The following is a 19,621-nucleotide window of genomic DNA, read 5'->3' as shown; positions in this document are numbered from 1 at the left end:
GTGGCTGCCAGACCGGTATCGCGAGCAGGCTCACTCCTACAGGGTTTGCGGGTGTCTTCAGATTCGTTTGGGCAACTCGATCGCCACTTTGAGCCCACCCCACTCGCTCTCCTGCAAGCGCAAAACCCCACCCCAGGTTTCGACGATGTCACGCACGATACCCAGGCCCAAACCATGCCCGTCGGTCTGTTCGTCCAGCCGTGTGCCGCGACTGAACACCTGATCGCGGCGGTCTTCGGGGATGCCCGGTCCGTCGTCTTCCACACTCAGCTCAAAACCGTCCGCAGTCTCGACCACACTCAACCGCACCTCGGCGTCCGCCCATTTGCAGGCGTTGTCCAGCAGGTTACCGAGTAATTCCAGCAGGTCTTCACGATCCCAGGGCAATTGCAGGCCGGCCGGGGCGCGGTAGCTCAGCGCCAGGTGTTCGCCATGGATCATGTTCAACGTCGCCAGCAAGCCTGGCAGCTCGGCATCGCAATCGAACAAGGCTCCCGGCAGCGCATCGCCGGACAACCGTGCGCGGTTGAGTTCGCGATTGAGCCGTTGCTGGACCTGTTCCAGTTGCTCCTTGAGGATCTTGCGCAGCTGCGGATGCGCGTCGAGTTGCTCGCTTGAGGCCAGGCTCAACAGCACCGCCAACGGGGTTTTCAACGCATGGCCGAGGTTGCCCAGGGCATTGCGCGAGCGCTTGAGGCTGTCCTCGGTGTGGGCCAGCAAGTGGTTGATCTGCGCCACCAGCGGCTCCAGTTCTACCGGCACTTGATCATCGAGTTGCGAGCGCTGGCCTTGCTGTAATTGCGCGATCTGCTCGCGGGCCTTTTCCAGTGGCCGCAAGGCGCGGCGCACGGTGATCCTTTGCAGCAGCAGAATCAGCAACAACCCCGCCAGCCCCAGGCCGAGGCCGACCTGTTGCATGCGTCGAAAGCTTTCGCGTACCGGGGTGTAATCCTGCGCCACGCTGATGGAAATCGATTGGCCCAAGCGGCGATAGTCCGAGCGTAGCACCAGCAACTGCTGGCCTTCCGGGCCCAACTGCAAGTTGCTGTGCAGGCCGGGGTGTTCGAGGCGCGGCAGTTCCTGATCCCACAGCGAACGCGAGCGCCAATGGCTGTCGGCAAAATCAATGCGGAAGTAGTGACCGGAAAAGGGTCGCTGATAGGCCGGCGACAGGTGTCGCTCGTCCAACTGCAAACCCTGCGGGCCCCGCACCAGCGCCACCAGCAAGCTCTCGCTGTCATTGCGCAGCCCGGCTTCGAGATAGCGCTGCAAACCCATTTCGAACAGCCACAGGCTGGTTTGCGCCAGCACCAGTCCGACGATCACCATCACGCTGATCAAACCCAGACTCAAGCGGCGCTGGATAGACCTCACCGGGCTTGTCCGCCGAACAGGTAACCCTGGCCGCGACGGGTTTCGATCACGCTGCGCCCGAGCTTGCGCCGCAGATGGTTGACGTGGACTTCCAGCACGTTGGAATCGCGCTCGGTTTCACCATCGTAGAGGTGTTCGGCGAGATGGCTTTTCGAGAGGATCTGTTCCGGGTGCAGCATGAAGTAACGCAGCAAGCGGAATTCGGCCGCCGTCAGCTGAATGTCCGCGCCGTCGCGGGTCACGCACTGACGCCCTTCATCGAGATGCAACCCCGCCGCCTGAAGCGTCGGCTGATTGACCTGGCCATGGGAGCGACGCAACAGCGCCTGAATCCGCAGGTGCAGTTCTTCGGGATGAAAGGGTTTGGTCAGGTAATCGTCGGCTCCTGCCTTGAGGCCTTCGATGCGCTCGGCCCAGGAACCCCGGGCGGTAAGGATCAGCACCGGCGTCGCGAGACCGCCGGCGCGCCACTGGGCCAGCACTTCAAGCCCCGGCATGCCCGGCAGGCCGAGGTCGAGGATGATCAGGTCGTAGGGTTCGCTGCTGCCCTGATACACCGCATCGCGACCGTCGGCCAGCCAGTCCACGGCGTAACCCTGGCGATTGAGGCCGGCCATCAGTTCGTCGGCCAAGGGCACGTGGTCTTCCACCAGGAGCAAACGCATCGGTCAATCTTCCTTGTCTTTGAGTAAGCGGCCAGTGGCGGCGTCGAGGTCGAGTTCGCGGACCACGCCTTCGGTGGTCAGCAACTCGACTTCATAAATGTAGACGTCGTGTTTCTCTTCGAGCTCGGCTTCCAGCAGTTTGGCCCCCGGATAGCGGTCCAGCGCCTGCTGCAACAGTTGCTCAAGCGGCAGAATCACACCCCGTTGGCGCAGGCGCAGAGCTTCGTCCTGATCCAGGTCGCGGGCCATGACCACCGAGCAAAAAGCCAGAAACAGCAGCGCCAGGCTGGCGGCGCGCCGATGTGTAAAAGAAAGCAGCGTCATTACGAATCCTGATGATCCTTGAGTACCTGCCCACTGACCGCGTCTAATTCCAGGTCCCACTCGATGCCCTGCGGATCGCGCAGTTCGATCTGGTAGATGTACTTGCCGTACTCTTCTTCCAACTCGGTTTCGGTGACGGTGGAACCGGGATGCTTGGCCAGCGCGGTGGCATTGAGCTTTTCAAAAGACACAATGGTACCAGCGTCGCGCAGCCTAAGTGCTTCGTCCGGGCCCAGATCGCGGGCGTGGGCGAGGCTGGCGGTCAGGCCGAAGAGGGACGCGGTGAACAGGGCAGTCAGGGTTTTCATGGGTGTCTCCGTATTCTTTTATGTGTTGCCTACGGGGGCCACCTTAGCGATATGAACTTAATTGAAACTGAATGGCCATCATTGGCCCGCGATCCCCCTGTAGGAGCTGCCGCAGGCTGCGATCTTTTGATCTTGTATTTTAAAAAACAGAATCAAAAGATCGCAGCCTGCGGCAGCTCCTACAGGGACCGCTTGCGAACACAACAAGTGACACACGTTTATAATCTTGCCCGCTTGCCAACATTCGAGACCGGTATGACCGCCATCCACATCAAGTTCCCCTCCCTGACCCTCAAGGCCGGCCCCCGTGCTTTCGCGCGCATCCGTGCAAACGGTCTGAGTGCCGCCGATGTCGGCACACTGCCAGGCGCCGCCGGTGGTCCGAAGGCGTTGGGGATTCAGGGGCTGGACCTGGCGTTGTTCGGCGAATGGCTGCCGGCGGCACCTCGGGAGCGCTCGCTGATCGGTGCGTCGGTGGGTTCCTGGCGCTTCGCCAGTGCCTGCCTGCCGGATGCCGCCGAGGGCATCCGTCGCCTCGGTCACCTCTACACCGAGCAGCACTTCGCCAAAGGCGTGACCATGGCGCAGATCAGCCAGAGCTCACGGCGCATGCTCGATGACTTGCTCGACGGCCGCGACGCCGCCCTTCTCGACAATGCCCACTACCGCTTGAACATCATGGTGGTCAAAAGCCACGGTCTGCTCGCGGACGATCATCGCGGTCGGTTGGGCCTGGGACTGTCGTCGGTGATCGCCGACAACCTGCGCGGGCGCGCGCGGCTGTCGCGGCACTTCGAACGGCTGATCATCCACGACCCGCGCCTGGCGCCGCCAGTCGATGCGCTGAACGACTTTCCTTCGCGCTTCGTCGCGCTGAACGCTGGCAACCTGCGCCAGGCCTTGCTCGCCTCGGGTTCGATCCCGATGGTGATGGAAGGCGTACGCGACTTGCCGGGCGCCGGCGCAGGAACGTTTCGCGATGGCGGTCTGCTGGACTATCACCTCGACCTGCCCTACAGCGGCAACGACATCGTGCTCTATCCGCACTTCACCGACCGGGTGATTCCCGGCTGGTTCGACAAGACCCTGCCGTGGCGTCGCGCCTGTCCGGCGCGCTTGCAGAACGTGTTGCTGCTGGCGCCATCGAAGGAGTACCTGGCGCGTCTGCCCTACGGCAAATTGCCGGACCGAAATGACTTCAAGCGTTTCATGGGTGATGCGCCGAGCCGGCAGAAATACTGGCGCGCGGCGATGGATGAAAGCCGTCGGCTGGGCGACGAATTCCTCGAACTGGCCGCCAACGGTCGCCTCGGCGAGCGCTTGCTGACCCTTTAGTCAAGGCAAGCTGTTAAACTCGCCGCCTGCCCAAATCGCCGCGGCGATCGCCACCTGAACAGAGCTGAATACCTGTGGAAATCTTCAAAGAGTTTACTTTCGAATCCGCCCACCGCCTGCCCCACGTCCCGGACGGCCACAAGTGCGGGCGCCTGCATGGTCACTCGTTCAAAGTGGCCATTCACCTGAGCGGCGATCTGGATCCGCATACCGGCTGGATTCGCGATTTCTCGGAGATCAAGGCGATCTTCAAGCCGCTGTACGAACGTCTGGACCACAACTACCTGAACGATATTCCTGGCCTGGAAAACCCGACCAGTGAAGTGTTGGCCAAATTCATCTGGGCCGAGCTCAAGCCACTGCTGCCGGAACTCAGTGCGATTCGAATCCACGAAACCTGCACCAGCGGTTGCATCTATCGCGGCGAATAAGCGAATCCCCTGTAGGAACTGCCGCAGGCTGCGATCTTTTGATCGTGCTTTAAAAAATCAAAAGTCAAAAGATCGCAGCCTGCGGCTGCTCCTACAGGGGAATGCGTTTCGTCAGTTGATTAAATGAACAGCCTTTAACGGCTGTTTTTTTATGCCTGATATTTTTGGCTCTCACTCGCCCATCGGACAGGCTGACGAAAGCGCTCCCACATTTTTCAATGCAATGACCAACGCCGCTGGCGAGGATTGCCACTGGCAAGCTAACGTAGAGAGACAGCCGACAAGATTCTTCAAAAGGATTCACTCATGCACATCATCAACGCCCGTCTACGCAACCAAGAAGGCCTGCATGAGTTGCACCTGGAAAACGGCCTGATCAGCAACATCGCCCGGCAAACTGAAGCCCCAACCTTGGGGCCGGACGATCTGGACGCCGGCGGCAACCTGGTGGTGCCGCCCTTTGTCGAGCCGCACATCCACCTCGACGCAACCCTGACCGCCGGCGAGCCACGCTGGAACATGAGCGGCACGCTGTTCGAGGGCATCGAATGCTGGGGCGAGCGCAAAGCGACTATCACCCTGGAAGACACCAAGACCCGGGCGAAGAAAACCATCCAGAACCTCGCCGCCCACGGCATCCAGCACGTACGCACCCACGTCGACGTCACCGACCCACAATTGACCGCCCTGAAGGCGATGCTCGAAGTACGCGAGGAAAGTCGTCACCTGATCGACATGCAAATCGTCGCGTTTCCCCAAGAGGGCATCGAGTCCTATCACAACGGTCGCGATTTGATCGAAGAAGCGATCCACATGGGCGCAGACGTGGTCGGCGGCATTCCCCATTTCGAGTACACCCGCGAACAGGGCGTGAGTTCGGTGAAGTTCCTCATGGACCTGGCCGAGCGCACAGGTTGCCTGGTCGATGTGCATTGTGACGAAACCGACGACCCGCACTCACGCTTCCTCGAAGTGCTGGCTGAAGAAGCTCGCAGCCGCTGCATGGGCTCGCGGGTCACGGCCAGCCACACCACGGCCATGGGCTCTTACGACAACGCTTACTGCGCCAAACTGTTTCGCCTGCTTGGGCATTCGGGGATCAGTTTCGTCTCCTGCCCCACCGAGAGCATCCATCTGCAAGGACGTTTCGACAACTTTCCGAAACGCCGGGGCGTGACCCGGGTCAACGAGTTGCTGGAAGCGGGCATGAACGTATGTTTCGGCCAGGACTCGATCGTCGACCCGTGGTATCCGCTGGGCAACGGCAACATTTTGCGGGTACTCGAAGCCGGCCTGCACATCTGCCACATGCTCGGTTACCGCAATCTGCAAAGCGCCCTGGACCTGGTCACCGACAACAGCGCCAAGGCCATGGCCTTGGGTAGTCGGTATGGACTGGAACCGGGACGGCCGGCGAATTTGTTGATTCTGTCGGCGGATAGCGATTACGAGGTGATTCGAAGTCAGGGGTTGCCGCTGTATTCGGTTCGCGGCGGCAAGGTGTTGATGAAGCGGACGATGCCGGTGGTGGAGTTCAGTAATCTGATTTGAGTTTTGCAGGGACTGGACAGGCCCCATCGCGGGCAAGCCCGCTCCCACAATGATTTTAAGTCGTTCACAAAACCTGTGGGAGCGGGCTTGCCCGCGATAGCTATCTAACTATCAACCAATCAACCGAGCCGTACCAAACAGACTCACCCGGCTCAACTCCCCCTGCTCTTCCTCCAGCAAAATCGGCGCGGTGCCACCGGGCATCACCACTTTCACTTCGCCGGCATTCACCCACCCCACTCGCCAAGCCGCGCAAGCGACCGCAGTAGCGCTGGTGCCCGACGATGCCGTTGGCCCTTCGCCGCGTTCGAACACCCGCGCGCTCACTCGCTGCCCGGACTCATGCATCGCCCATTGCAGGTTGATCCCTGCTGGACATGGCCGTCCTGCTCCCGCTGGCATGGCGTAGGCAATACGCGTCAGCCCTTCGGACAACCCCGGCTCACGCATCTGCTCATTGCTCGGCAGGGCGTCCACGCTCTGCACCAGGGTCACGCAATGGGGATTGCCGACCCGCGCGAACTGGCTGCGTGACCAGGCAGCATTGAGTGACGACAGCGGCTGCACGTGGCTCAGCTCGCGCCCGTTAAGCGTCACGCTTTCAACCCCGTGAGCGCTGACCGCCTCCGGGCCGAATCCGGGTTTGCCCAGGTCCAGCCAAAATCCCTTTACCTCTTCGACCACGGCCGGTTTCACCGAGATTTCCCCAGGCGAAAGCACATCAGCCTTGTCGTGATGAACCCGGAGCCGGCAAGCCTCGTCCTTCGGCCACAGCCCCTGATCGCTGAGCGCCTGGGAAAAAATCGTCAGCCCGTTGCCGCTGCGTTCGGCCAGCGTGCCGTCGGTGTTGACGATCAACAAATCAAAAGGCTGCGATAACTGAAAGGGGCCGACCAGCAGCCCATCGCTGCAATGCTCCTTGCTACCGGGTGGTTGAGTGCCGGGGGCCCAGCCACAGCAAGCCTCGATCGCCGCCAACGCCCAGGCCTCGCGGGTTTGCGCAGCGTGGCTGGCCTGTTCGGGCAAGTCGATACCCTGGTGGCGCAAGTCCTCGGGCGCCACCACCATGTAGATATTGCCTCGTGCATCGTACATCCGCGCCATGGCGCCCTCCGTGCTGGAATCGTTGATCGGGCTCAACATATCGCGAAACACGCCCTGGCTGTGCAAGGATGTCAGCCTGTTTCAGCGCAAACCCTGCGGACGCTGATCGAACCCTTGCGGGAGGATCACTGTCCGTTGGAGACGCGACGTTTTTTGCCAAGGATTGATATGACCAACCTCAACAACCAGAGCTCTTTCGTTCCGGGGCGCCTGGAGCAAATGTCCACGCGCATCGCTTTTTTCATCGCCGGTTTCGGCATCGCTGCGTGGGCGCCGCTGGTGCCGTATGCCAAGGCTCGCGCCGGCCTGGATGAAGGCACCCTCGGATTGTTGCTGTTGTGCCTGGGGGTGGGTTCGATTCTGGCGATGCCCATGGCCGGGCTTCTGGCCACGCGTTTTGGCTGTCGCAAAGTGGCGACTGGCGGGACCTTGCTGATCTGTCTGGCCCTGCCGCTATTGGCGACGGTGTCTTCGATCCCGGCGCTGATCGCGGCGTTGTTCATCTTCGGTGCCGGCCTCGGCACGGTGGATTCAACGGTGAACCTGCAAGCGGTGATCGTCGAACGGGCCAGCGGCAAGAACATGATGTCGGGCTTCCACGGCTTGTTCAGCCTCGGCGGGATTGTCGGGGCGGCGGGCGTCAGTGGCTTGCTCGGCCTGGGGATTTCGCCGCTGGGCGCGACGCTGGTGGTGATTGTCTTGCTGCTGATTGCGCTGGCCAAAGCTGCGCCGCATCTATTGCCCTACGGCAGCGAGAGTTCGGGACCGGCGTTCGCCGTTCCCCACGGTATCGTGCTGTTTATCGGTGGCATGTGCTTCATCGTGTTTCTTGCCGAAGGTGCGGCGCTGGACTGGAGCGCGGTGTTCCTGGCGCAGGAGCGCGGGATCGACACGGCCTATGCCGGATTGGGGTACGCAGCGTTTGCCCTGACCATGACCGCCGGGCGGTTGACCGGTGACTCGATCGTGCGACGCCTTGGGGCGACGCGGGTGATTGTGTTCGGCGGGCTGACGGCGGCGGCCGGGTTGTTTCTCGCGACCTTTGCCCCGAACTGGGAAGCGGCGCTGGTGGGTTACGCGCTGTTGGGGGCCGGTTGTTCGAACATTGTGCCGGTGCTGTACACCGCAGTGGGTAAACAGACCGTCATGCCGGAAAGCGTCGCTGTGCCGGCGATTACCACCTTGGGTTATGCGGGGATTCTTGCGGGGCCTGCGGTGATCGGCTTCGTCGCCCATGCCGCCAGTTTGAGTTTTGCTTTTGGGCTGATGGCGCTGTTGCTGGTGGCCGTGGCGATTGGCGGGAAGGTGTTGAAGGTTTAAAAGCGAAAAGATCGCAGCCTCCGGCAGCTCCTACAGGATTGCGTCGTACTCAGTATTTGTGAACGACACTGGACCTGTAGGAGCTGCCGAAGGCTGCGATCTTTTGATTTTAACTATTAAAAACCGACACTGGCCTGCACAAAGAACGTGCGCGGTGCGCCAACGTACATACCCGAATTGTTGTCGCTGGAGCGGGTGAAATACTGCTTGTCGAAAACGTTCTTCACCCCGGCCCCGACTTTCAGGTTCGACACCGACGGACCGAAGTCATAGCCGCTGCGAACGTTCCAAGTGACATAACCCGGAATGTCGCCGTACTGGCCATCGGCGGTGCCTTCGGTGATGTAGTTGTTGGTGAAGCTGCCATCGGCGTTCACGGCGACACCCGGCGAACGCTGTTTGGACTGGGCGAAGGCGTCGATGTTGTAGGTCCAGCGGTTGATGTCATAGCGCAGGCCGGCCGTCGCCACCTGGCGCGAGTAGAACGGCAGGTCGCGGCCCTTGAAGCCGGGAATTTCACCTTCATAAACGGCGCGGGTGTAGGTGAAGCCGGCATTGGCGGTGAGGCCTTCGAGGCGCGGGTCGAGCGCCGCCATGTTGTAGTGCACCGACGTTTCAATGCCACGGTGCGTGGTCGCGCCGAGGTTGGTCCAGCCCGCGTCGTTGCTGATGTATTGCAACTCCTTGTCGAAGTCGATGTAGAACAGCGTCACTTCGCCGCCCCACACATCATCGTTGTAGCGCGTGCCGATCTCGTAGGTCTTGGCCTTTTCCGGCTCAAGGCCATTGGCGGGTTCGTCGCCTGCGCCACCCTGACCGAGCTGGAAATATTGCAGGGCGCCGAACGAGGTTTCGTAGTTGGCGAACAGCTTCCAGGCATCGGACATGTGATACATGACGCTCAGGGCCGGCAGTGGCTCGTTGCTTTCAATGCTGCGGTGCTTTTCCGGCACAGGCCGGCCAGCGGTATCGAGCACAGGGCGGTCGTGCCAGTCGGTGCTGATGTGTTCGAAACGGATACCCGGGGTAATGGTCCAGTTGCCGACATCGATTTTGTTGTCGACGTACACCGAGTTGGCTTCAGTGCCACCGGTACGGTCCTGATAGACATGGCCGTCCGAACCGGGACGCGCCACCGGCTCGTTGTTGACCAGCGCCAGGCGGCTGGCCTCTTCGTGCATGCCTTCTTTCAGGTAGCGATAACCGACACTGACTTCCTGGGTGGTCTGGCCGAGGTCGAACACATGGGACACACGCGGTTCGATACCGAAGGTGTAGTAGGTGCGCGGGAACGAGCCGAGGGTCTTCTGATCGCGGGCGGCGATGTTGCTGCCGCGAAAACTGTCGGAATAGTAAGTCAGCACTTCGGCCTGGGTGCGCTCACCGATGAGCCGCGCCCATTTGAACGACACGTCCTTGCGGCGGCCGCTGAAGTTGTCGTGGTCGCGGTCGGACTGGAACGGGTCGGCGTCGTACTGCGCCTGGGTCAGGCCGCCGGGCATGTCGGCCTTGGCGTCGTAGTAGTGAAAGTTGAGACTGAAATCGTCGACATCGGTGGGCGCCCAGTGGGTCTTGAGGATCACGTCGTCGATGTCGTTGCCGTTGTTGCTTTCACGATAGCCGTTGCCGTTCACGCCGGAATACAACAGCGCCACGCCCATGCCGTTATCGGCGGTGCCGCCGGCAAATAACGTGTCGATGTGCTTCCAGCCGCCGTGCTGGGACGTTTCCAGGGTAGAGCCGATTTCCGCCGAGGCTTGTTCCGGGATCGCCCGGGTCACGAAGTTGATCACGCCGCCTACGTTCTGTGGTCCGTAGCGTACGGAACCGGCGCCACGCACCACGTCGATGCTGTCGAGGTTACCGGAGGAAATCGGCGCCATGGACAACTGAGGCTGGCCGTAAGGCGCGAACGCTGCTGGCACGCCATCGATCAACACGGTGGAGCGTGGCGACAGGCGCGAGGTCAGGCCACGCACACCGACGTTCAGGGAAATATCGCTGCCGCCCGTCCCGTTGGCGTCCTGCACTTGCACGCCGGGTACGCGCTTGAGCACGTCGCCGACGTTCATGGCGCCTTGCTCGACCATCGCTTCACGTCGGATCACGGTGCGCGCGCCCGGGTGGTTTTGCACCACGGCGGCGTCGGCGTCGCCGAGCCAGTCGCCGACCACCTTGATGTCGGTCACGCCCAGTTCCAGCGGGCCGTTTACCGCCGCAACCGGTGCCGGCATCAGCGTCACCGAGCCTTCATCGATCTGGTATTGCAGGCCGCTGCCCTGCAGCAACTGACGCAGCGCCTCCTCCGGCGAGATATTGCCGTCCACCGCCGGGGCTTGCTTGCCGGCGACCAGTTCAGGACTGAAAAAAACCTGCAGCGACGTTTGTTGGCCAAGCTCGCTCAAGGCCTGACCCAATGGCTGCGCCTTGATGTGGATGGCGTCGGCGGCGAATGCCTGCGGCATCGCAACTTTGACCGCCAGCGCAAGCGCCAACGGCAACCAAGGGAATTTGTTGTTTTTAGCGATGGATTTTTTCACGTCGAACGTAGTCCTGTGGATCGCAAGAGTGTGCGCTTGTTAATGCAAACCAGTTGCAGTTGAACAGGAAGACGATGAACTCGAAAAAAACCTGAATTTTATTTTGAAATTATTTCCTGACTGCCGTCATCGAGGGTGCGCACGGCCACCGGAAGGATGTTCGGCAAGGCCTTGAGCAGCGCGTCGGTGTTGTCGGATTTGAATACGCTGGTCAGGCGCAGATTGCCCACCGCCGCGTTACCGACCTTGAGTGGCTTCTCGCGGTAGCGCGAGACCTGCTCGGCGACATCGGCGAGGCTGGCGTTGTTGAACACCAGTTTGCCGTTGCGCCAGGCGGTCATTTCAGCTGGATTAACCGCGTAAGCCGCTGCGACTTTGCCCTGGGCATCGACATGGGTGCCGAGACCGGCGGTGAGGTTGATGAAATCGGTGTCGGCGCCTTCGCGCCCCTGAACCTTGACCGTGCCCTGCTCCACCACGACCCGCGTGTCAGCGCTGCCCCGGCGCACATCGAAACGGGTGCCGGTGACCGTGACCTTGCCGCTGCCCGCTTCAACTACAAACGGCCGACTGGTGTCGTGCTCGACGCTGAACATCGCCTCGCCTTCGGTCAACTCGATGGCGCGACGATCCTTCTCAAACCGCACCTGAATCCGGCTGCGGCTGTCCAGGTCGACCACCGAGCCATCCGGCAATGCCACATGCCGACGCTCGCCCAGTGCCGTGGAAAATTCGGCGGTGTACGGCGTCGGGTGATTCAAGCCGCTGAACAGCCCCAATCCCGCCGCCACCACCAGCACACTGGCGGCCACCGCGTAACGCAGCATCGGCCGACGTTGACGGCGCGCCGGCGCTTCTTCGCACAAGGCCTGCAAACGCGCCGCTGGCACCAGGTCGGTGGCTTTCCACAGGCCCTGGAGCCATTCGAATTCGTCGCGGTGCTGGGGGTGTTCATTCAGCCAGGTTTCGAACTGGCGATACTCTACGACATCGACCGCGGGTTCCTGCAAACGCACAAACCACCGCGCCGCGTCATCGCGAACCGCTGTTTGCCCGCACGCACAATCACGAGTATCCATCATGGAAGTTCCTGTTTGGCTGGGGATGAGAAAGCGCGGCCGATCACGGGTACAGTCCTTCCAGGCGATCGCGCAGATGCCGCAGCGTGCGGATCATATACTTTTCCACCATGTTCTTGGACAGTCCCAGGCGTTCGGCGATTTCGGCCTGGGTCAGGCCTTCGATTTTCTGCCAGACAAACACTTTGCGGCAGTTGACCGGCAGCTCGGTGAGCGCCCGTTCGATGGAATCAGCCAACTGGATCGCATGCATGAGATGCTCCGGGTCGCCGGATGACGACACACTGTGATCAATCGCCTCCGACTCCATGGCGCCCCGCCGATCCTCACGCCGATAGCCATCCACCGCGATATTGCGCGCGGTCTGGTGCAGATACGCCCGTGGTTGCTGCACCGCCGCCGAATCGGACTCAAGCACTCGCACGAAGGTATCGTGGGCCAGATCCTCGGCCTGCTGACGATTTCTCAGGCGACGGGTCCAGGTGCCAACCAACTCTTCGTAATGCTCGAAAAAGCCGTGTCTGCGGGGCAGCTTGGGGGTCATTGCGATGTGCTGTGTAAACGGGGCGTGAATAGTAATGCTTCTTATTAAAACGAAGCAATCGTTTGCCGCCCTGCGGCTCTGGAAGCCCTTTAATTCGGTTCCTGTAGGAGCTGCCGAAGGCTGCGATCTTTTGACGTTGATCTTTAAAGGGCAAGATCAAAAGATCGCAGCCTCCTACATTGGAATGCGAATTCCGTAGGAGCCGGCTTGCTGGCGATGGTCGTGAACGATGATGCGTGTGGTCTGGTTAACCGCGGTGCATCCATCGCCAGCAAGCCGGCTCCTACAGGTATTGCGCTATCGGTCTAAGCACAAAAAAAGGCCGCTGATTGCTCAGCGGCCTTGTTCAACGTGGGTTCTAACCGTCACTCACAAATCGGTAATTTCCTTGTGACGTGGCACCAGCGTCTTCATCACACTCCACGCCACCAGGTAGGCCACGGCGCAGATGGCGAACATGATCATGTAGCCGGTACGGATTTCGCCGACCGATTTGTAATAGTCAAACACCCAGCCGCCGATCTTGGTCAGCAACACGCCGCCCAAGCCGCCCGCCATACCACCAATGCCGACCACCGAAGCAACGGTCTTTTGCGGGAACATGTCGGACACGGTGGTGAAGATGTTGGCCGACCAGGCCTGATGCGCCGAGGCGCCAATGCCAATCAGCAACACCGGTACCCAGACACTGATGTGACCAAGCGGCTGCGCCAACAGCACGACCAACGGGAACACGGCGATCACCAGCATGGCTTTCATGCGGCCGTCATACGGTTTGTCACCGCGCGCCATAAAGTAGCTCGGGAACCAGCCGCCGCCGATACTGCCGACCATGGTCATGCTGTACAGCACGGCCAATGGCACGATAATCGCTGCGCCCTTCAAGCCGTACTGTTCCGACAGGTAGGTTGGAAGCCAGAACAGAAAGAACCACCACACACCATCGGTCATGAACTTGCCGAAAGCGAATGCCCAGGTCTGACGGTATTTCAGCAGTTTGAACCACGAAACCTTTTTGTCAGCGCCAGTCTGCACTGCGGCATTGGCAGGCGAATCACTGCGGATATGTGCCAGTTCCGACGCCGACAGGCGCTTCTGGTTTTCCGGTTTGTCGTACAGCACCAGCCATACGCCCATCCAGATGAAGCCCAGCATGCCGATCACGATGAACGCGGCTTGCCAGCCCCACAGGCTGGCAATCAGCGGCACCGAAATAGGCGCCAGGATCGCGCCAACGTTGGCGCCAGAGTTGAAAATCCCGGTAGCGAAGGAGCGTTCCTTCTTCGGGAAATACTCAGCGGTAACCTTGATGGCGGTCGGGAAGTTGGCTGATTCACCTATCGCCAGCACGGCGCGCGACAGCATGAAGCCGGCGATCGAGACCGGGATGACCGCGATGCCCAGCGTGGCACAGATGGAGGCAATGCCCTCGCCCATGGGTTCGGCAAACGCGTGCATGACCGCGCCAGTCGACCAGATACAAATCGCCACCACGAAAGCCGCCTTTGTGCCGATCTTGTCGACTACCCGGCCCGCAAACAGCATGGAAATCGCGTAGGTGAACTGGAACACCGCAGCGATGTTGGCGTAATCGGTGTTGCTCCAGCCAAATTGCCTCGACAGGTCCGGCGCCAGCAGGCTGAGCACCTGACGGTCGAGGTAGTTGACGGTGGTTGCAAAGAACAACAACGCACAAATGGTCCACCGGTATTTACCGACGGACTGGCTGACACGCTGCGCAGTGAAGGTCTCGTTCAGATTCATGGCATCACTTTATTGTAGATTTTTGGTGATGATCTCTCGGTGTAAATCGAGATCAATTGGGCATTTTCGGACAGCTCATCGGACAACTCACTGCGAAACGAGACTGTTGGTCAGCCTGCATTTCTCACGCGAATCACTGCTGGGCTGTCACCGGTAACGGGCGCAATTGTGTGGGTGGGTGAACACGGGGATTTCTGAACGAGAGGGGGGCGATTGGATTCATGCTGATGTCGACACTCATTTTTATTTTTAAAATACACGCGCATGTCATATGTCGTCGTATGACTTGCGAGATTTATAGCCAGACGCTGGTTTACTGTCAACACAAAAAACCCTTAGATCTGAACGGCCTGACTAGCCTGAAAACGCTACATATAATCGAATAACGTTGTGAAACAAGCGCTTGGTTCTGTTGCAGCAGCTTCCATCTCCGACCATTGTCTGATTGGAAGTTGGTTTTTGTTAGCTCCATGTTGTACGACAACAACAGAGCATCGATCAGAACGCGCTTCATCAGAGCTAAAAAAGGCACAGATCCAAACTAATCTGGCAGGATTCCCAAAGCAGCCATTCACAGGCTGTAGCAAAGTGCGGGCATGCCTGTCATCGGTTTTTCCGAAGGAACCCAGAATGTTCACCTCCCTTGCGTTGCGAAACAGAAAACCGCTGGCCCGGCTCGCGCTGGCTATCACTTTGGGCACGCTCGGCCTGCCTTATTGGGCGGGCACTGCGCAGGCTCACGGCGGTCACGCCGAAATGGTGCCGTTGCAAGCGGGCCTCGAGGAATTTGGTGCGTCGGTCAAATGGGACGACTATTCCAACCTGTTCACCATTGCCAAGGATGGGGTCTATCTCAAGGTCAAGCCGAACAGCAAAGTGGCCATGCTCAACGGCAAACGCATGGAGCTGACCGTGCCCGTAGTGTTCAAGGGCAAAACCGCGTTCATGTCCAAGGACTTCATCAACCAGGTCTTCCAGTCCGGCCTGGACACCACTTTCGTCGTGGAAACCCGCCCTAACCCGCTCAACCCATTGAGCGCGGATGAAATCAATGCGGCGGTGGACATCGTCAAGAAGTCCGAGCACTACCAACCCGGTTTCCGCTTCACCGAAATCTCGATCAAGACGCCGCCGAAAGACCAGGTCTGGAACTTCGTCTACACCGGGCAAAACGTCACGCAGCCGCGCCAAGCCAACATCGTAGTGCTGGACGGCAAGCATGTGATCGAAGCGCTGGTCGATCTCGACAGCAAACAACTCACATCGTGGAAACCGGTTGAAGGCGCCCACGGCATGGTCTTGCTGGACGACTTCGCCACGGTGCAAGCGGCCGTGGAGAGCAGCCCGGAATACGCGCAAGCCCTGGCCAAGCGCGGCATCAATGACGTGAAAAAAGTCGTGGCGACGCCGCTGACGGTGGGTTACTTCGACGGCAAGGATGGTCTGGCGCAGGACAAGCGTCTGCTGAAGATCGTCAGCTACCTCAACACCGATGACGGCAACTATTGGGCGCACCCGATCGAGGGCCTGGTGGCCATCGTCGATCTGGAACAGAAGAAACTGATCAAGATCGAGGACGAAGCGCTCATCCCGGTGCCGATGAAACCGACGCCGTATGACGGTCGCGGGCGCAAGGGTGTGCAGGTCAAGCCACTGGAAATCATCGAACCCGAAGGCAAGAACTACACCATCACCGGCAACAGCATTCACTGGCAGAACTGGGACTTCCACGTTCGCCTCGATTCGCGGGTTGGCCCGATCCTGTCCACCGTCACTTACGATGACAAGGGCAAGAAACGCAAAATCATGTACGAGGGCTCGCTGGGCGGCATGATCGTGCCTTACGGCGACCCGGATGTCGGCTGGTACTTCAAGGCGTATCTCGACTCCGGCGACTACGGCATGGGCACCCTGACCTCGCCAATCGCCCGAGGCAAAGACGCCCCGGAAAACGCCGTGCTGCTGGATGCGACCATCGCCGACTACACCGGCGCACCGACCGCGATCCCGCGCGCCATCGCCGTGTTCGAGCGCTATGCCGGCCCGGAGTACAAACACCAGGAAATGGGCCAGCCCAACCTCAGCGCGGAACGTCGTGAATTGGTGGTGCGCTGGATCAGCACCGTCGGCAACTACGATTACATCTTCGACTGGGTCTTCCAGCAAAACGGCACCATCGGCATCGACGCGGGCGCCACCGGTATCGAAGCGGTCAAGGGCGTGAAGTCCAGGACCATGCACGAAGAAACCGCCAAGGAAGACACGCGCTACGGCACCCTGCTCGACCACAACATTGTCGGCACCACGCACCAGCACATCTACAACTTCCGCCTCGATATGGACGTGGACGGCGAGCAAAACTCGCTGGTGGAAGTGAACCCGGTGGTCCTGCCCAACGACCGTGGCGGGCCGCGAACCAGCACCATGCAGACTGAAACCAAAGTGGTCAGCACCGAGCAGCAAGGTGCGCAGAAATTCGACCCGTCGACCGTGCGCCTGCTGACCAACTTCAGCAAGGAAAACAAAGTCGGCAACCCGGTTTCCTATCAACTGATTCCGTATGCCGGCGGCACGCACCCGGTGGCCAAAGGCGCTAACTTCGGCAAGGACGAATGGCTCTATCACCGCCTGAATTTCATGGACAAGCAACTGTGGGTGACGCAGTACAACCCGGAAGAGAAGTACCCGGAAGGCAAGTATCCGAACCGCTCGGACAAGGACTCGGGCCTGGGGCAATTCACCCAGGATAACCAGTCGATCGAGAACACCGACGATGTGGTGTGGCTGACCACCGGCACCACCCACATCGCCCGTGCTGAAGAGTGGCCGATCATGCCGACCGAGTGGGTGCATGTGCTGCTCAAGCCTTGGAACTTCTTCGATGAAACGCCGACGCTGAACCTCAACTCCCCGAAGTAACACCCAACCTGTAGGAGCCGGCTTGCTGGCGATCACGGTGTGTCAGGCAACAGCATTGCCAGCTGACCCACTGCCATCGCCAAGCAAGCCGGCTCCTACGGGGTGCGGGCGCGTTGAAAACCCGTGTCAGTCTCAACTCCTGTAGGAGCCGGCTTGCTGGCGATCACGGTGTGTCAGGCAACAGCATTGCCAGCTGACCCACTGCCATCGCCAGCAAGCCGGCTCCTACGGGGTGCGGGCGCGTTGAAAACCCGGATCAGCCTCAACTCCTGTAGGAGCCGGCTTGCTGGCGATCACGGTGTGTCAGGCAGCAGCTTTGCCAGCTGACACATCGCTATCGCCGGCAAGCCGGCTCCTACGGGGTTATTTGGTGTTCAATGAACGATCAAGCATGCTGCTTGCGATACTCCCCCGGCGCAATGCCGAAGCGTGATTTGAATGCGGTGGAAAAGTAGCTCGAATCGGAAAAACCCCACGAATACCCCAGCACCGACAGCTTCTGTTCCTTGCCCGATTGGCGCAGCGATTCGGCGCAAAGATCCAGGCGCCGGTTCTTGATGTAACGCGCCACCACCAGGCCTTTCTTGGCAAACATCCGGTACAACCCGCGAGTGGACATGCCCACTTCCCGCGCCAGCCATTCCGGGCAAAGCTCTTCCGAGCGAATGTGCTGATCGATAAAACTCAACGTCTTGCGGAAGGTGCGTTCGTGCAGATCGGTGCAGTCGTCAGTTTGGCTGATCGCCGGACGCAGCAGGCTGACAATCGCTTCCAGCGTCGCTTCGCTTTCCTGACGGCTGAGGTTCTGCTGGCGCGTCGCATCGAGGATCAACCGGTGCGACAGCATCGCAATAGGCGAAGTCGCGACGATCCGATGGCCGCACTTGACCTGATTGAAGCGCAGAGTCTGCTCCACCAGTTGATACGGCAGGATCAGCGACAACTGCCGGGAATTTTCGCTGTAGGTGAAATCACTGGGCCGCGCCGCGTCGATTAGCGTGATGTCGCCGGCGGACAGCAGCACCTTGTCATCGCCCTGGGCCATGCCCGCCGTGCCTTCGAGCTGGAACACCGCAAAGTATTTGCCGCCTTCGCCCGCCGCGACTTCCTGCGGCGTGCGGTACAGCCGTGCCTGACAGGCATCGACAAAACTCAGCTTCAGGGCATCACTGCGATACTCGCGGATCTGGCCGGAAAATTCGCTGCCCAGGGGTTGCGCGTTAAAGGCGCCACAGATCTGGTTGATCTGATGGATCCACTGATCGAACCCATCCTGGCGCTGTGCGGTTGTAGAAATCATGGCAGGCCTCACGCAGGCTTATTTTTATTGTCTACGTCAAAACACGGATCCTCCTGAACAGCGACTCTCCCTGAATGTCGGCGGGTTATTTCAACCCGCCAAAGCGTCGATAAAAACTCTCGCCCACGTCCGGCAACGGGCCGTCGGCGGTTTCCAGTGCACTGCTCAGCCACTCCTCGGCTTTGGCGTAGATCAAACGGTAAATGTTGCGGCACAACTGCCGGGCTGCACGCCCTTCCCAATCGCCGGGCAGCAATTCGTCCGGCAGTTGCGGGTCGCGCAGCAGCAGTTTTCGGTACTCATGAATCAGCAGAATCCGTGCCAGGAAGCAGTCCGCCGGTTGCAGGTTTTCCTGCTCGCGAAGCGCCTGCCAGAGCGGTCGGAACAATTGGATGAACTCGCTGTAGTGAGTCGCCAGTTCCTCGATGTTCCAGCTCTCGCGCACCTGCAGGCGCAGGGCCTTGGAGGCCAGTACGTCCTGGGCGGTGGTTTCGAAGACGATGGTTTCTTCCTGGGCGCCGAGGTCGATCAGGGTCGCGTTGACATCGGTACGGTCGCTCCGCGGGCACGCGAGCACCGCCGGCGAAATCGCACCAAAACCTTGCCACTCCAGTTCTTCGCGCACTTGTTTGCGCTTGTCCTGGGTCAGCTGCGAGAGCATCACCAGGCACCAGGAACCATCCCAAGCCGGCATGCTGGTGCTGTAGACCCGCTTGAACGCCTTGTCGAAACGCCGGCGACCCGTGCCGGTCAGGCTGTAGTAGCTACGACGACCGACTTTCTCGGCGGTCAGCCAGCCTTCCTTGGTGAGGCGAAAAATCGAAGTGCGGATCAGCCGTTCGTTGATGCCGATCGGTTCGAGCAATTGAATCAGGCTGCCCAGCCACACGGTACCGCCATGGGGTTCGATGGCATCACCGTACAACGTGATGATCAGCGAGCTGGCGCGGATCGGCGTCTGTTCCTGGAAGCGGGTGATGAGATGGTTCAAGGGTGTCAGGGACGACATGGGCGTACCGAGCAAAAAAAGAAAAGGAATATACCGAATTATTCACCAATCCCT

Annotated in this window: 16 protein-coding genes; 5 read left to right on the top strand and 11 right to left on the bottom strand. The window is 60.1% G+C overall.

Annotated features, from left to right (window positions below):
• Positions 1 to 57: 57 nt before the first annotated feature.
• The 4 genes from NL64_RS17400 to NL64_RS17385 form a co-directional block, all read right to left on the bottom strand.
• The gene (locus NL64_RS17400) at positions 58 to 1,374 is read right to left on the bottom strand and encodes a sensor histidine kinase (protein ID WP_034149309.1); all 1,317 of its coding nucleotides are present in this window, start codon (positions 1,372 to 1,374) and stop codon (positions 58 to 60) included.
• Positions 1,371 to 2,039 (bottom strand): response regulator transcription factor, encoded by a 669-nt coding sequence (locus NL64_RS17395; protein ID WP_034149308.1) that lies wholly within the window; start codon positions 2,037 to 2,039, stop codon positions 1,371 to 1,373. Before NL64_RS17395 ends, NL64_RS17400 begins: the two co-directional genes overlap by 4 nt.
• 3 nt (positions 2,040 to 2,042) lie before the next feature.
• Positions 2,043 to 2,288 carry a PepSY domain-containing protein gene (locus NL64_RS17390; protein ID WP_411741411.1) on the bottom strand — a complete coding sequence of 82 codons (246 nt, stop codon included), beginning with the start codon at positions 2,286 to 2,288 and terminating at the stop codon, positions 2,043 to 2,045.
• Positions 2,289 to 2,362: 74 nt separating this feature from the next.
• On the bottom strand, positions 2,363 to 2,671 hold the full coding sequence (locus NL64_RS17385) for a PepSY domain-containing protein (RefSeq protein WP_034149306.1): 309 nt from the start codon (positions 2,669 to 2,671) through the stop codon (positions 2,363 to 2,365).
• Between the two features lie 255 nt (positions 2,672 to 2,926).
• Between NL64_RS17385 and NL64_RS17380 the strand changes: the two genes are divergently transcribed.
• The 3 genes from NL64_RS17380 to codA all read left to right on the top strand — a co-directional run bounded on the left by NL64_RS17380 (position 2,927) and on the right by codA (position 5,988).
• Positions 2,927 to 4,006, top strand: a complete 1,080-nt coding sequence (locus NL64_RS17380; RefSeq protein ID WP_034149305.1) for a hypothetical protein — start codon at positions 2,927 to 2,929, stop codon at positions 4,004 to 4,006.
• Between the two features lie 74 nt (positions 4,007 to 4,080).
• Entirely contained in the window at positions 4,081 to 4,437 is a 357-nt protein-coding gene (queD, locus tag NL64_RS17375; protein ID WP_008056290.1) for a 6-carboxytetrahydropterin synthase QueD, read from the top strand.
• A gap of 306 nt (positions 4,438 to 4,743) precedes the next feature.
• Positions 4,744 to 5,988 (top strand): cytosine deaminase, encoded by a 1,245-nt coding sequence (gene codA / locus NL64_RS17370; RefSeq protein WP_034149303.1) that lies wholly within the window; start codon positions 4,744 to 4,746, stop codon positions 5,986 to 5,988.
• 111 nt (positions 5,989 to 6,099) lie between these two features.
• Here the strand turns inward: codA and NL64_RS17365 are convergent, their stop codons facing one another.
• Positions 6,100 to 7,092: a DeoR family transcriptional regulator gene (locus tag NL64_RS17365; RefSeq protein ID WP_034149320.1), complete on the bottom strand. Its 993-nt coding sequence runs from the start codon at positions 7,090 to 7,092 to the stop codon at positions 6,100 to 6,102.
• Positions 7,093 to 7,260: 168 nt separating this feature from the next.
• Here NL64_RS17365 and NL64_RS17360 point away from each other — a divergent pair, with 168 nt between their 5' ends.
• The gene (locus NL64_RS17360; RefSeq protein ID WP_034149302.1) at positions 7,261 to 8,412 is read left to right on the top strand and encodes an MFS transporter; all 1,152 of its coding nucleotides are present in this window, start codon (positions 7,261 to 7,263) and stop codon (positions 8,410 to 8,412) included.
• A gap of 116 nt (positions 8,413 to 8,528) precedes the next feature.
• On the opposite strand, the gene NL64_RS17355 is transcribed toward NL64_RS17360, so the two are convergent.
• The 4 genes from NL64_RS17355 to NL64_RS17340 form a co-directional block, all read right to left on the bottom strand.
• Complete coding sequence (locus NL64_RS17355) at positions 8,529 to 10,952, bottom strand: TonB-dependent siderophore receptor (RefSeq protein WP_034149301.1); 2,424 nt, start codon at positions 10,950 to 10,952, stop codon at positions 8,529 to 8,531.
• A 98-nt stretch (positions 10,953 to 11,050) separates the two neighbouring features.
• Entirely contained in the window at positions 11,051 to 12,034 is a 984-nt protein-coding gene (locus NL64_RS17350) for a FecR family protein (RefSeq protein ID WP_034149300.1), read from the bottom strand.
• Between the two features lie 40 nt (positions 12,035 to 12,074).
• Positions 12,075 to 12,575: a sigma-70 family RNA polymerase sigma factor gene (locus NL64_RS17345; RefSeq protein WP_034149299.1), complete on the bottom strand. Its 501-nt coding sequence runs from the start codon at positions 12,573 to 12,575 to the stop codon at positions 12,075 to 12,077.
• Positions 12,576 to 12,944: 369 nt separating this feature from the next.
• Positions 12,945 to 14,339, bottom strand: a complete 1,395-nt coding sequence (locus NL64_RS17340) for an MFS transporter (protein ID WP_034149298.1) — start codon at positions 14,337 to 14,339, stop codon at positions 12,945 to 12,947.
• Between the two features lie 630 nt (positions 14,340 to 14,969).
• Between NL64_RS17340 and tynA the strand changes: the two genes are divergently transcribed.
• On the top strand, positions 14,970 to 17,258 hold the full coding sequence (gene tynA, locus NL64_RS17335) for a primary-amine oxidase (protein ID WP_034149297.1): 2,289 nt from the start codon (positions 14,970 to 14,972) through the stop codon (positions 17,256 to 17,258).
• A 385-nt stretch (positions 17,259 to 17,643) separates the two neighbouring features.
• Here tynA and feaR read toward each other — a convergent pair whose 3' ends face one another.
• Both feaR and paaX read right to left on the bottom strand, forming a co-directional pair.
• Positions 17,644 to 18,558 carry a transcriptional regulator FeaR gene (feaR, locus tag NL64_RS17330; protein ID WP_034149296.1) on the bottom strand — a complete coding sequence of 305 codons (915 nt, stop codon included), beginning with the start codon at positions 18,556 to 18,558 and terminating at the stop codon, positions 17,644 to 17,646.
• Between the two features lie 85 nt (positions 18,559 to 18,643).
• Positions 18,644 to 19,567, bottom strand: a complete 924-nt coding sequence (gene paaX / locus NL64_RS17325; protein WP_034149295.1) for a phenylacetic acid degradation operon negative regulatory protein PaaX — start codon at positions 19,565 to 19,567, stop codon at positions 18,644 to 18,646.
• Positions 19,568 to 19,621: the final 54 nt, after the last annotated feature.

The sequence above is a fragment of the Pseudomonas fluorescens genome (assembly GCF_000802965.1).
Taxonomy (GTDB): Bacteria; Pseudomonadota; Gammaproteobacteria; order Pseudomonadales; family Pseudomonadaceae; genus Aquipseudomonas; species Aquipseudomonas fluorescens_A.
This window is presented reverse-complemented; position numbering and strand designations above follow the sequence as displayed.